This window comes from Streptomyces sp. NPDC031554 (genome assembly GCF_055580685.1).
This window is the reverse complement of record NZ_JBVIKX010000007.1, coordinates 105,726-118,813: the sequence shown is the minus strand read 5'-3', so window position 1 is coordinate 118,813 and position 13,088 is coordinate 105,726. Positions and strand designations below refer to the sequence as shown.

General features: G+C 76.2%; 12 protein-coding genes. 5 read left to right on the top strand and 7 right to left on the bottom strand.

Annotated elements, in window-relative coordinates:
• Positions 1-74: 74 nt before the first annotated feature.
• Entirely contained in the window at positions 75-1,031 is a 957-nt protein-coding gene (locus ACZ5FU_RS19805; protein WP_451530183.1) for a GlxA family transcriptional regulator, read from the top strand.
• Between the two features lie 251 nt (positions 1,032-1,282).
• Entirely contained in the window at positions 1,283-2,284 is a 1,002-nt protein-coding gene (gene gap, locus ACZ5FU_RS19800; RefSeq protein WP_451530184.1) for a type I glyceraldehyde-3-phosphate dehydrogenase, read from the top strand.
• Positions 2,285-2,344: 60 nt separating this feature from the next.
• On the opposite strand, the gene ACZ5FU_RS19795 is transcribed toward gap, so the two are convergent.
• On the bottom strand, positions 2,345-3,709 hold the full coding sequence (locus tag ACZ5FU_RS19795; RefSeq protein WP_469045879.1) for a hypothetical protein: 1,365 nt from the start codon (positions 3,707-3,709) through the stop codon (positions 2,345-2,347).
• Positions 3,710-3,915: 206 nt separating this feature from the next.
• Here ACZ5FU_RS19795 and ACZ5FU_RS19790 point away from each other — a divergent pair, with 206 nt between their 5' ends.
• Entirely contained in the window at positions 3,916-5,220 is a 1,305-nt protein-coding gene (locus ACZ5FU_RS19790) for a molybdopterin-dependent oxidoreductase (RefSeq protein ID WP_451779871.1), read from the top strand.
• A gap of 340 nt (positions 5,221-5,560) precedes the next feature.
• On the opposite strand, the gene ACZ5FU_RS19785 is transcribed toward ACZ5FU_RS19790, so the two are convergent.
• From ACZ5FU_RS19785 to ACZ5FU_RS19775, 3 genes are read right to left on the bottom strand one after another with little or no spacing between them, the layout of a single operon-like run.
• A complete protein-coding gene (locus tag ACZ5FU_RS19785; protein ID WP_451779873.1) occupies positions 5,561-6,325 on the bottom strand; it encodes a class I SAM-dependent methyltransferase in 765 nt (254 codons plus the stop codon).
• Positions 6,322-6,936, bottom strand: a complete 615-nt coding sequence (locus tag ACZ5FU_RS19780) for a TIGR04282 family arsenosugar biosynthesis glycosyltransferase (RefSeq protein WP_451779892.1) — start codon at positions 6,934-6,936, stop codon at positions 6,322-6,324. Before ACZ5FU_RS19780 ends, ACZ5FU_RS19785 begins: the two co-directional genes overlap by 4 nt.
• A gap of 32 nt (positions 6,937-6,968) precedes the next feature.
• Positions 6,969-7,679 (bottom strand): glycosyltransferase family 2 protein, encoded by a 711-nt coding sequence (locus ACZ5FU_RS19775; RefSeq protein WP_469045877.1) that lies wholly within the window; start codon positions 7,677-7,679, stop codon positions 6,969-6,971.
• A gap of 115 nt (positions 7,680-7,794) precedes the next feature.
• Between ACZ5FU_RS19775 and ACZ5FU_RS19770 the strand changes: the two genes are divergently transcribed.
• Both ACZ5FU_RS19770 and ACZ5FU_RS19765 read left to right on the top strand, forming a co-directional pair.
• On the top strand, positions 7,795-8,544 hold the full coding sequence (locus ACZ5FU_RS19770) for a response regulator transcription factor (RefSeq protein WP_451779876.1): 750 nt from the start codon (positions 7,795-7,797) through the stop codon (positions 8,542-8,544).
• A 2-nt stretch (positions 8,545-8,546) separates the two neighbouring features.
• The gene (locus tag ACZ5FU_RS19765; RefSeq protein ID WP_451530190.1) at positions 8,547-9,656 is read left to right on the top strand and encodes a sensor histidine kinase; all 1,110 of its coding nucleotides are present in this window, start codon (positions 8,547-8,549) and stop codon (positions 9,654-9,656) included.
• 25 nt (positions 9,657-9,681) lie between these two features.
• Here the strand turns inward: ACZ5FU_RS19765 and ACZ5FU_RS19760 are convergent, their stop codons facing one another.
• The 3 genes from ACZ5FU_RS19760 to ACZ5FU_RS19750 form a co-directional block, all read right to left on the bottom strand.
• A complete protein-coding gene (locus ACZ5FU_RS19760; RefSeq protein ID WP_451530191.1) occupies positions 9,682-10,683 on the bottom strand; it encodes an NAD-dependent epimerase/dehydratase family protein in 1,002 nt (333 codons plus the stop codon).
• Positions 10,684-10,954: 271 nt separating this feature from the next.
• Entirely contained in the window at positions 10,955-12,145 is a 1,191-nt protein-coding gene (locus ACZ5FU_RS19755; RefSeq protein WP_468646381.1) for an MFS transporter, read from the bottom strand.
• 145 nt (positions 12,146-12,290) lie between these two features.
• The gene (locus tag ACZ5FU_RS19750) at positions 12,291-12,848 is read right to left on the bottom strand and encodes a TetR/AcrR family transcriptional regulator (RefSeq protein WP_451530193.1); all 558 of its coding nucleotides are present in this window, start codon (positions 12,846-12,848) and stop codon (positions 12,291-12,293) included.
• Between the last annotated feature and the right edge of the window lie 240 nt (positions 12,849-13,088).

Genomic DNA, 13,088 nt, shown 5'->3' with positions numbered 1-13,088 from the left:
GGCCGTCCCGGGTGCCCGCCGCGGCCGGGCCGGAGCACGGGGGACCGCCGGTCCCCGCCCGGTAATCTGGCCCCGTGCAGGCCCCCCGTCTCCGTCGTGTCGCCGTCCTCGTGCTCGAAGGGGCGAAACCGCTGGACGTGGGCATCCCCGCGCAGGTGTTCACGACGCGGGCGAGCATGCCGTACGAGGTACGGGTCTGCGGCGCGGCGCCGGGGCTGGTGACCGGCGGCGACGGCCTCTCCTACCACGTCGCGGACGGGCTCGACGCCCTCACCCGGGCCGACATCGTCTTCATCCCCGGCTACCGCTTCCCCGACCGCGACGACCCCCCGCCGGCCGTCGTGGAGGCGCTGGTCGCCGCCCACGGCCTCGGCGCCCGCCTCGCCGCCATCTCCACGGGCGCCTTCGCGCTCGCCGCCACCGGCCTGCTCGACGGCAGGCGCGCCACCACGCACTGGCACTACACGCGGGCCCTGGCGGCCCGGCACCCGCTGGTCCGGGTCGACGAGAACGTCCTCTTCGTCGACGAGGGCAGCGTCCTGACCTCGGCCGGCGCCGCCTCCGGCATCGACCTGTGCCTGCACATCCTGCGCGGCGACCTCGGGGTGGCCGCCTCCAACCACACCGCCCGGCGCCTCGTCGCGGCCCCCTACCGCAGCGGCGGCCAGGCGCAGTACGTGCCGCGCAGCGTGCCCGAGCCGCTCGGCGAACGGTTCGCGGCCACCCGCGAGTGGGCGCTGCGCCGCCTCGACGCCGACCTCACCCTCACGGTGCTCGCCCGGCACGCGGCGGTCTCGCCCCGCACCTTCTCGCGGCGGTTCGTCGAGGACACCGGATACACGCCCATGCAGTGGGTGATGCGGGCCCGCCTCGACGCGGCCCGGGAACTGCTCGAACGGTCCGGGCGGAGCGTCGAGCAGATCGCCGCCGACGTCGGCCTCGGCACCGGCGCCAATCTGCGGACGCACTTCCAGCACATCCTCGGCACCACCCCCAGCGAGTACCGGCGCACCTTCACCCGGGGCGAGTAGACCGTCCCGGCGGTGCTCCGGGGACGCCCGTCCCCGGCCTCCGGGAACGCCCGCCCCTTCCGGCCGCCGAGGGTGCTCGTCCCCGGCCTCCGGGAACGCCCGCCCCTTCCGGCCGCCGAGGGTGCTCGTCCCCGGCCTCCGAGCGCGTCCGCGACCTTGGCGCGATCCTTTCGAACCGTGGCGATCTCGCCGCTGTCCGGGCCGCGGGCGGCGCGCGAACCTGGGGACGCGAACGGAAAGGGACACCACACATGACTCGCATCGCCATCAACGGATTCGGCCGTATCGGACGCAACGTGCTGCGTGCGCTGCTGGAGCGCGACACCGACCTCGAGGTCGTCGCCGTCAACGACCTCACCGAGCCCGCCGCCCTCGCCCGGCTGCTCGCCTTCGACTCGACCTCCGGCCGCCTCGGCCGCCCGGTGAGCGCCGAGGGGGACACCCTCGTCGTCGACGGCCGCCGCATCAAGGTGCTCGCCGAGCGCGAGCCGGCCCAGCTGCCCTGGGCCGAACTGGGCGTCGACATCGTGCTGGAGGCGACCGGCCGCTTCACCTCGGCGAAGGCCGCGCGCGCCCACCTCGACGCGGGCGCGAAGAAGGTGCTCGTCAGCGCGCCCTCCGACGGTGCCGACGTCACGCTCGCGTTCGGCGTCAACACCGACGCGTACGACGCGGAGCTGCACACGATCGTCTCGAACGCCTCCTGCACCACCAACGCGCTCGCGCCGCTGGCCTCGGTCCTCGACGACCTCGCGGGCATCGAGCACGGCTTCATGACCACGGTGCACGCCTACACCCAGGAGCAGAACCTCCAGGACGGCCCGCACCGCGACCCGCGCCGCGCCCGCGCCGCCGGTGTCAACATCGTGCCGACCACGACGGGAGCCGCCAAGGCGATCGGCCTGGTCCTGCCGAACCTCGAGGGCAAGCTGTCGGGCGACTCGATCCGCGTGCCCGTCCCGGTGGGCTCGATCGTCGAACTCAACACGACCGTCTCCCGCGACGTGACCCGCGACGAGGTGCTGGCGGCCTACCGCGCCGCCGCCGAAGGCCCCCTCGCCGGGGTCCTGGAGTACTCCGAGGACGCGCTCGTGTCCGCCGACATCGTCGGCAACCCGGCCTCGTCGATCTTCGACTCGGCCCTCACCCGCGTCGACGGCCGGCACATCAAGGTCGTCGCCTGGTACGACAACGAGTGGGGCTTCTCGAACCGCGTCATCGACACGCTCGGACTCCTCGCCACCACCGGCTGACCGGCCACGCCCGTCCCGCGTCCGCGCTTCTGCCGTCGCCGGCGCGTCCTGGCCCCCGCCTCACCAGCTTGTCCTCAGCAGGTGGTCGAGCAGCAGGGCCAGGACCGCCTGCGCGGCCAGCCAGGCACGCGGACGGGGCAGGAACGCGCAGGCCGGGAACAGCCACAGCGCGAACGGCAGCCAGATGCGTTCCGTCTCCGCCTTGCTCATGCCGGACAGGTCGGCGGCCAGCAGCGCCAGGAACGCCGCCGCCGCCAGGAGCGCCAGCCGGGCCGCGGCACCGGCCCGGTCCGGGGCACCGGGGGCGGCGAGAGCCGCGCGCGGGTGCCGCAGCAGCACCGCACCGGCCCGTCCCAGGCCCGCCGCCGAGGCCGCGCCGATGATCAGGACGGTGCAGGCGAGGTTGGCCCACACCCAGTAGCCGTAGGGGCGCACCCCGCCCGCGCCCTGACGGTAACGCGTCACGAGCAGCCGGTACGCCTCCCACCAGTCGAACCCGGCGAGCGTGAACAGCGCCGGCACCACCGCGAGTCCGGCCAGCAGCGGCAGGAGCAGCGGCGCGGGCCGCTCCCGGACGCGCCGCCGGAACGGCAGCAGCACCGCCGCGCCGACGACGGCGAACAGGGTGAGGCCGTAGGAGAGATAGCAGGTCAGGCCGAACAGCAGGCCGGAACCGGCCGCCCATCCGGCCGAACGCCGGGCCGACCGGGCGGTGACGGCGAGGACCAGCAGGGCCACGGACCAGGCCGCGACGGCCGCGAAGTACGCGTCGGCCGAGACGCCCATCCACACCGCCGCCGGGGTCACCACGAGGAACGGGGCCGCCCGCCGCGCGAGTTCCTCGCCCGCCAGGGCCCGCACCGCCACCAGCACGGCCACGCAGGCCGTCGCACCGGCCGTGACGCACCAGACCCCGGCCCAGCCCCCGCCGCCCAGACCGGCCCGGTCGAGCAGCACGAAGGTGAGCGTGGCGGCCGGGGGGTGACCCGCGACGTGGGCGGGCCAGTTGTCGGGCGCGTCGATGAGGATGTGCCCGTCGAAGCCGCGCAGCGCGGCCGGGATGTCGGTGAAGCGGTCGACGACCCGCAGGTACTCGTGGCGCGTGGTGAGCCGGCCGGCGACGCCCCGCCGCCAGCCGTCGACCAGGGCGAGCGAGAGGATCCACGCCGTCGCCGTGCCCCAGACCGCCGCGAGCAGCGCACGCCAGGGCAGGCGGGCCGCCACGACGGGGCCGTACGCCGTGCAGGCCACCGCCAGGACGACCGCCGCCGGGGTGCCCGGACCCACGTGGGGTCCCCAACTCGCCAGCAGCGGGGGCCAGTCGACGAACAGGGTGTGGCTGTCGCGTTCGATGTGACGGCCGATCAGCACGGCCGCCGTCACCAGCAGGACGCCCGCCCCGACGGCGTACAGGTCGAGGCGCACACCGCCGGGGCCGGAGCTGAAGCAAGGGCCGGGGCCGAGGCCGGAGCCGGAACGCGGGGTGCGGGAGCGGACGGGGCGCGGGGTGCGGGTCACACCGGAACGCTAGGCCGCGCGGCCCGCGCCGGGCGGCCCGCGGCGCCGGACGTCAGCGTTTCGTCATGGGTCGCGCGCCCGTTCTCCGGGGTGCGCGGGCCTACGGTCGGGGCATGCGAGACGACCCGCGGCTTCCCTCCGCGCCCGGTTTCTGGCGCAGCCCCCTGCGCGGCCCCTGGTTCACCTCGGTGCTGGGCCTCGTCCTCCTGGCCGGCATCACCGTGCTGTTCGTGACGGGCCTGCTGTCGTACGCCGCCTACAACCCGGATCTGGCGCCGGTCGACGACAAGACCCCGGACAAGGGGATCCTCGGCTTCTACCTCTTCGCCTGGCCGACGGACCCGTACTGGCTGTACCGGCTGAACCAGGGCGTCCACGTCACCCTCGGCGTCACCCTGATCCCGGTGCTGCTGGCCAAGCTGTGGTCCGTGGTGCCGAAGCTGTTCGCGCTGCCGCCGGCCCGCTCGCTCGCGCACGCGCTGGAGCGGATCTCCCTGCTGCTCCTGGTCGGGGGAGCGCTCTTCGAGTTCGTGACCGGTGTGCTCAACGTCCAGCTGGACTACGTCTTCCCGGGCTCCTTCTATCCGCTGCACTTCTACGGCGCGTGGGTGTTCTTCGCCGCGTTCGCCGCCCACGCCGCCCTGAAGACCCCGGCGGCCGTACGGAACCTGCGCGCACCGCGCGACGAGCGTGCACCGCGCACCGAGCGGGGCCCCCGTCCCGGGGCGGACCCGGTCCTCAGGGCGGACCCGGACCCCGGGGCCGACTCGCTGGTCTCCCCGCGGCCCGACGCCCCGACCGTCTCCCGGCGCGGCGCCCTGGGGTTCGTGGGCGGCGGTTCACTGCTGCTGTTCGCGACGACGGCCGGGCAGACCACCGACGGCCCGCTGCGGCGCACCGCCCTCCTCGCGCCGCACGGCGGACCGGACCCCGGCACCGGACCGAACGGCTTCCAGATCAACAAGACGGCCCGGTACGCGGGCATCCGCCCGTCGGAGACGGGCCCGGACGTCTGGCGGCTCGTCGTCACCGGGCGCACGGGCACCGTCCGCCTCACCCGCGATGACCTCCTGCGCCTCCCGCCGCACAGCGCGTCGCTGCCCATCGCCTGCGTCGAGGGCTGGTCGACGTCCGACCAGCGGTGGCGCGGCGTGCGGCTGCGGGACCTCGCGGCGCTCGTCGGACACGAGGACGATCCGCCGGACGTGTTCGTCGAGTCCCTCCAGCTCCGCGGCGCCTTCCGCCGTGCCGCCCTGCGCGCCGACCAGGTGGCCGACCCGCGCTCCCTGCTCGCCCTGTCCGTCAACGGCGAGGAACTCTCCCCCGACCACGGCCACCCGGCGCGGATCGTCGTGCCCGCCGCGCCCGGTGTGCTCAACACCAAGTGGGTGGCCCGGCTGACCTTCGGAGACCTGTGATGAGCCGGACCCCCGGGAGGAGGCCGGCGCGACGACGGATCCCCGTCGGCAGCCCCCTCCGAATCCTCCTGCTCGCCTGCTCGTTCGCACTGGCCGGTTACGCGGGCGTACGGCTGCTCGCCGGCGACCGGTTCGGCGTGCTCCTGTGGTTCGCGGGGGCCGCCGTCCTGCACGACCTGGTCCTGCTGCCCCTGTACGCGACGGCGGACCGGGCCCTGGTCCGGGGGCTGCGCACGGCCGGCCGCGGCGAGTGGACCCTGTACGTCCGGGTCCCGGCCGCCCTGTCCGGACTGCTCCTGCTGGTGTGGTTCCCGTTGATCAGCGGGAGGGTGGCCGACCGCTACCGGTCGGCCACCGGACTCCCCGCGGACGGGTTCGCGGCCCGCTGGCTGCTGATCACCGCCGTGCTCTTCGGCGCCTCGGCGCTGCTGCTGGCGCTGCGGCTGCGCAGGGCGACGAAGCACCGCCCGCCCGCCGCCCACTGATCGACGGCACCCCAGCCCGCCCGGTCCGCGTACCGGGACAGCACCGGGGTGCCGAGCCGCGCCCACGGGAACGGACCGCCGCTCCCCGCGCGGGCCCCGGTGACGCCGACGACCTGCACCTCGGCGCGCTCGTCGACGTCCCCCGGCAGGGTCTCGGCGATCAGCAGTCCGCCGGGGGAGAGGAGCCGGGCCGCCCGGGCCAGCAGGGCGCGCGGATCACCGCCGATGCCGACGTTGCCGTCCATCAGCAGGACGGTGCCCCAGCGGCCCTCGCCGGGCAGCGGGTCGAAGACCGAGCGCCGCAGCGCCTGCCCCCCGAGCCGGACGGTGTGCTCGACGGCGGCCTCGCTCACGTCGACACCGAGGGCCGTACGGCCGCGGGCGGCGAGTTCCGCCACCAGCCGCCCCGGCCCGCAGCCGACGTCCAGCACGGCGCCCTCGCACCGGTCCAGCACCTCCCGGTCGACCCGGTCGGCCCGCGCGCACCAGCGCTCCACCTCCAGCGGCAGCAGCCGGCCGTCGGCGCGGCGCAGGAACAGCGGCCCGCGGCCGGCCCGCAGCGCGGTGGCGTACGGGCCGGCCGCGGCCCAGGGGACGGCGCCGGCCCGCCGGGCCCTCACCGGTACGCCGCCGCGCAGCGGGCCAGCCGGGCGGCGAACCGGCCGTGCGGGGCCAGCGCGGCGACCGCGCGGGCGTCCCGGGCGTCGTCCACGTCCCGCAGGGGCGGCAGCTCGCGCACCCGCAGCCCGGCGGCGACGAGCCGCTCGCGCTGGACGGCGCCGGTGGACGGCGTCGACATGGGCACGCCGCGCAGCAGCGCGGGGTCCGGCACGGCGAGCCCCAGCGCCCAGAAACCGCCGTCCTCGGCGGGCCCGAAGCAGGCGTCGCAGTCCGCGAAGTCCACCGTCAGCAGGCCCGGCGTCACCTGCGGGGTGTCCATGCCGATCAGCAGCGCGGGCCCCTCGCAGCGGGCGAAGGCGTCCGCCAGCCGCTCGTCCAGACCTCCCGCGCACTGCGGCACGACGTCGAAGCCGGGCGGCAGCCACGGCCCGGGCGTGCCGTCCAGCACCAGGACCCGGCGGGCGGCCGGGGCGGCGGCGACGGCCGCCAGGGTGTCCGCGAGGGCGGCCTCCGCGAGGGCCGCCGCCTCCCACGGCGCGAACGGCGGGGTGAGGCGGGTCTTCACCCGGCCGGGCACCGGCTCCTTGGCGATGACGAGGAGCGTGGTCACCGGGGCCGGTGCGGTCACCGGGTCCGGCCGGGTCACCGCGGGATCCCTTCGCGGACGGGGACGTCGTTCAGGACGCGGCTCATGTCCCGCACCGCCCGCCAGGTACCGCGCCAGGTGCCGGTGACCTTCGAGGCGCCGGTACGGGGCAGGTAGGGAACGTCGTGCTCGGTGATCCGCCAGCCCGCGTCGGCCGCCCGCACCACCATCTCCAGCGGATAGCCGCTGCGCCGGTCGGTGAGGTTGAGGCCGAGCAGCGCCTCGCGGCGGCCGGCCCGCAGCGGCCCCAGGTCGTGCAGCCGCAGACCGGTGCGGCGCCGCAGCAGCCGGGCCAGGGCGAGATTGCCGGCCCGGGCGTGCGCGGGCCAGCTGCCCCGGCCGTGCGGCCGCCTTCGGCCCAGCACCAGGTCGGCGCCGCCCGCGCGCACCTCCCGGACGAACGGCTCCAGCAGGGACGGGTCGAGCGAGGCGTCGCAGTCGCAGAAGCACACCACCTCGGCGGTGGCGGCGGTCAGCCCGGCGTGGCAGGCCGCGCCGAAGCCCCGGCGCGGCTCGTGGACGACGGTCGCGCCGAGCCCCCGGGCGATCCCGGCCGAACCGTCGGTGGAGCCGTTGTCCACCACGAGCGCGCGCCAGCCGGCCGGGATCCTGGCCAGCACCCAGGGCAGGGCCCGGGCCTCGTCGAGACAGGGCAGGACGATGTCGACGCCGCCCGGGGGCGGTGGGGAGAGAGTCACGCCGTTCACCCTACGAACGCGAACCGGACGAACCGGACTTCGGCTCCTTACGAAACGCGGACGTCGACGCCGTACGCACGCCTCACGGCCTCCGCCGGCGGCGCCGTGGTGCGAGGCTGGAGGCATGCAGCCGCCGTTCGAGACCCCGCAGGCGGGAACCACCGCCGGGCACCCACCGGGCACCGCCGCCCGCGTCCTGGTCGTCGACGACGACCCCACGGTCGCGGAGGTCGTCGCCGGTTACCTGGACCGCGCCGGTCACACCGTCGAGCGGGCCGGCGACGGCCCCACCGCCCTGGCCCGCGCCGCCGCCCACCGGCCCGACCTGGTGGTGCTGGACCTGATGCTGCCCGGCATGGACGGCCTGGAGGTCTGCCGCAGGCTGCGCGACGGCGGGCCCGTCCCGGTCATCATGCTCACCGCCCGGGGCGACGAGGACGACCGCGTCCTCGGCCTGGAAGTGGGCGCCGACGACTACGTCACCAAACCCTTCAGCCCGCGCGAACTCGTCCTGCGGGTGGAGTCGGTGCTGCGCCGCGCCCGGCCCGCCACCGCGGCGCCCCCGCCGGCCGCGGCTGGCCTGACGGCCGACCCCGCCGCCCGCCGCGCCACCAAGGACGGTGCCGAACTCTCCCTCACCCTGCGCGAGTTCGACCTCCTCGCCTTCTTCCTGCGGAACCCGGGAAGGGCGTTCGGCCGTGAGGACCTGATGCGTGAGGTGTGGGGCTGGGACTTCGGCGACCTGTCCACCGTCACCGTCCACGTCCGCAGGCTGCGCGGCAAGGTCGAGGACGACCCGGCCCACCCGCGCCTGATCCGGACCGTGTGGGGCGTGGGCTACCGCTTCGACCCCCGCGGCCAGGAGGCCGGCTGACCGTGCGCGACACCCTCCTCATCGCTCTGTACGCCTTCGCCGGCGCCGCCGCCACCGGTGTCGCCGGCGCGGCCGCGCTGCGCCTGATCCGGCGCCGCTCGCTCACCGCCTCGCTCGCCGTCGTCGCCGCGGTCGGGGTGGTCGCGATGCTCGCGGGCACCCTGGCCGTCGCGTGGGCGATGTTCCTGTCCCCCCACGACCTCACCGTGGTGACCACCGTCGTGGCGATGGCCGCCGTGGTCTCCCTCGCGACCGCGCTGCTCCTGGGCCGCTGGGTCGTCGCCCGCAGCCGCGCCCTCACCGCCGCCGCCCGCTCCTTCGGCGTCGGCGGCTCCTTCGCCGTCCCCGCCGGCCCGACGACCGCCGAACTGGACTCGTTGAGCCGCGAGTTGGCGTCGACCAGCGCCCGGCTCGCCGAGTCCCGCGAACGCGAGCGCGCCCTGGAGACCTCCCGGCGCGAACTGGTCGCCTGGATCTCCCACGACCTGCGCACCCCGCTCGCCGGCCTGCGCGCCATGTCGGAGGCGCTGGAGGACGGGGTCGCCGCCGACCCCGCCCGCTACCTGCGGCAGATCCGCACCGAGGTGGAACGCCTCAACGACATGGTCGGCGACCTCTTCGAACTCTCCCGCATCCACGCCGGGACCCTCCCGCTCGCCCCCGCCCGCATGTCCCTGTACGACCTCGTCGGTGACGCCCTCGCGGGCGCCGACCCCCTCGCCCGCGAGCACGGCGTCCGCCTCGTCGGCCATCCCGTCGAGGCGGTACCGGTGGAGGTCGACGGCAAGGAGATGAGCCGCGTCCTGGGGAACCTCCTGGTCAACGCGATCCGGCGGACCCCCGCCGACGGCACGGTCGCGGTGAGCGCCCAGAGCGGCCCGGACGGGGTGGTGGTGTCCGTGACCGACGGCTGCGGAGGCATCCCCGAGGAGGACCTGCCGCGCGTCTTCGACACCGGCTGGCGCGGCACCCACGCGCGCACCCCGCCGGCCGGGGCGGGCCTGGGCCTCGCCATCGTGCGGGGCATCGTGGAGGCCCACCGGGGGCGCGCCACGGTCCGCAACATCCCGGGCGGCTGCCGCTTCGAGGTGACCCTGCCCACGGCGCCGTAGCCGGCCCGTCCCGGTCCGCCCGGGCTCAGGCCTCGCGCAGTCCGGCCCGCGCGAACTCCCGCATCCCCTCCGCGAATCCGACCTCGGGTCTCCAGCCGAGGTCGGCCCGCAGCCGGGTGGAGTCCGCGGTGACGTGCCGTACGTCGCCCAGCCGGTACTCGCCGGTGACCACGGGTTCGGGCCCGCCGTACGCGGCGGCCAGCGCACGGGCCGTCTCGCCCACCGTGCGCGGCTCGCCGCTGCCGGTGTTGTACGCCGTGAGCAGGCCGGCCGGACCCCGCGCCTCCAGGGCGGCCAGGTTGGCCGCGGCCACGTCCCGCACGTGCACGAAGTCCCGCCGCTGACGGCCGTCCTCGAAGACGCGCGGCGCCTCGCCCCGGGCGAGCGCGGAACGGAAGAAGGAGGCCACCCCGGCGTACGGCGTGTCGCGGGGCATCCGCGGTCCGTACACGTTGTGGTAGCGCAGCGAGACCGCCGAACCGCCGGTGGCGCGCGCCCACGCGGCGGCCAGGTGCTCCTGCGCGAGCTTGGTCGCCGCGTACACGTTGCGCGGGTCGGGGGGAGCGTCCTCGCCGACCGGACCGGGGGACAGGCTCTCCCCGCACGCCGGACACCGCGGCTCGAACCGGCCCGCGTCCAGGTCGGCCACGGCCCGCGGCCCCGGCCGTACGACACCGTGCCGCGCGCACGTGTAGCGTCCCTCGCCGTACACGACCATCGACCCGGCCAGCACGAGGTGCCGTACGCCCGCTCCGGCCGCGGCGGCGAGCAGCACCGCCGTCCCCAGGTCGTTGCGGGAGACGTACTCCGCCGCGTCCGCGACCCCGTCGCCGAGCCCGACCATCGCCGCCTGATGGCAGACGGCGTCGACACCGGCGAGCGCGGCGGCCACGGCCGCCGGATCGCGGACGTCCGCGGCCGGGTCCTCCCGCACGTCGAACACGAGCGGCTCGTGCCCGCGCGCCCGCAGCGCGTCGACGACGTGGGACCCGATGAACCCGGCACCGCCGGTGACCAGTACACGCATGCGCCCACGCTAGGGCCGCCGTCCCGCCCCGCGCCGTGACCCGCCCGGCACGTCACCACTCCGTAAGACGGACCGGGCCGGGGCCCGGCTGCCGGCACCGGGGGCGGGCGGGCCGGACCGGCGGCCGGGCGGGGAGGGGTGACGGGTCCTCACGGCTCCGGCCCGCCGTCCCTTCCGCCGGTGCGGAGGTGACCGCGAGGACTCCTCCGCCGCGGTCCACGGCGGGCCGAGGGCGTGCCCGCCGGACACGGGCCGCGGTCGGCGGGGGTGTTCACGCGTCCGCCGGCAGCGGCCGGCGGAGCAGGTACGCGGCGGCCGTCGAGACGAGGGCCGCCATGCAGGCGATGAAGACCAGGCCCGCACCCTCCAGGCCGAGCGGCTCGGAGAGCACGCCCACGCCGATCACGGGGACGGAGATCCCGGCGTACGCCACCACGAACAGCGTCGAGATCACCGCCGCGCGCCGGCCGGCGGGGGAGGCCGCGGCCACCGCGGACAGCGCGGCGCGGAACACCAGCCCCTGCCCGGCCCCGCCGACGACCGCGCTGGACACCACCAGGGCCAGGAGGTCCCACCGCAGCGCGCCCGCCAGGAGCGCCAGCCCGGCGAGGAGCGCCGCGCAGCCCAGCGGCAGCGAGCGCCGCACCCCGACCCGGCCGACGACCAGCTGCCCGGCGGTCGAGGCGAAGAAGGCCAGGGCCACGACCAGTCCGCTCACGGCGTGGTCGGTCACGTCCAGGGACCGGGCGAGGAAGGCGGGGCTGACCGACGTGAACACCCCGAACAGGGCGAACCCGGCGAAGGAGGCGATCGCGGCCGGCCCGAAGACGGCCCGCACCTCGGGGGGCAGGGCCGGGCGCCGCGGCCGTACGGTGCCCGGCGGCCGCCGCTCCCGGACGGTCTCCGCGAGCCGCAGCAGGACGACGGCCGAGCCGGCCACCAGGGCCAGGTGGACGGCGAACGGCAGGTACAGCGGCCAGGGAGCGTACTGGGCGAGCACACCGGCGAGGAGGGGGCCGCAGCCCAGGCCGCCCATGTTGGCGGCCGTCGCCACGGACGTGGCCCGCGGAGCGCCGCCGCGCGGGGCGAGGTCCATGACGTACGCCGTGGCGGCGCCGGTGAACAGGCCGGCGGACAGCCCCGACAGCAGCCGTCCCGCGTACAGCCAGGCGAGCGAGTCGGCGGCGAGGAAGCAGCCGGCGCTCGCCGCCGCGCAGCCGAGGCCGGCGAACAGCACGGGCCGCCGGCCCACGGTGTCGGAGGCGTCGCCCACCAGCAGCAGGACGCCGATCACCGCGAAGGCGTACACCGCGTACACGACGGTGACCGTCACCTCGGAGAAGCCGAACTTCTCCTGGTAGAGGCCGTAGAGGGGAGTGGGGAGGGTCGTGCCGGCCATGCAGACGGCGAACACGGCACCGCCGAGCAGACATTCCGGCCATCCCCGGTGATCACCGTCCATGCGGCCGACGGTAACGCGGGAACCGTTTCCGCCCGGCACGACGTGCCCGTGGGCGGATGGCCGGAACCGGCGGTGCGGGAATCAGGGGTGCCCGAACCCGTGGTCGGGAAGCCGGGGTGCCGGAATCCGTGGTCGGGAAGCCGGGTCAGGAGTCCGCCGGAGTGAGGACCGCCTGGAGCAGCGCGCCGTACCGCGAGACGAGTTCGGCCCGGTCGGTGCGCAGCAGTGCCTCGTCCCTGGCGACCCACAGCGCGTGCAGGAGTCCCGCCGCCAGGGCGGCCGCCAGGCGCGCGCGGACGTCGGAGTCGGGTCCGGAGAGCCGGCCGCGCAGCGGTCGGACGAGGACCTGTTCGTGCGTGGTCCGCAGCCGCTCCTGGATCTGCGGTTCGTCGCTGCCCCGCACCAGGGCCAGGAAGATGCCCCTGGCGGATCCGTCGAGATCGACGAGGAGTCCGGCGAGCCGTTCCCCCAACTGCTCCAGGGGGACGTCCAGCAGGGGTTCGTCGTCGATCGTCAGGTGCATCGTCTCCAGGAACAGCAGTTCCTTGCTCTTGAAGTGACGGATCACCAGCGCGGGGTCGGTCTCGGCCGCCGCGGCGATCTGGCGGACGGTGGTCCGGGCGAAGCCCCGCTGCTGGAACAGCCGGGTGGCGGCGGAGCGGATGGCCTCGCGTGTCGTCGCGGCGGAGCCCGTCTGCAGCATCGCGCCAGGATAGGCGGTGCGGGACCGGGCGCGCGGGCCGTCACCGGCCCCCGCGGCGCGAGAACGCCGCGTGCCGGGAGCGGTTGCCGGCGAGCGGCCCGGTGCGAACCCCGGCCGGGGTTTGGTAAGGGCTTCAAGAACTTCGGTCAACTATGTTGACTCGGCTGCCGGGCGCCTGCACATTACCTATGGGTAGAACCACCGGGTAACCACGCGGTCCCCGCCGCACGGTCGTCGGCG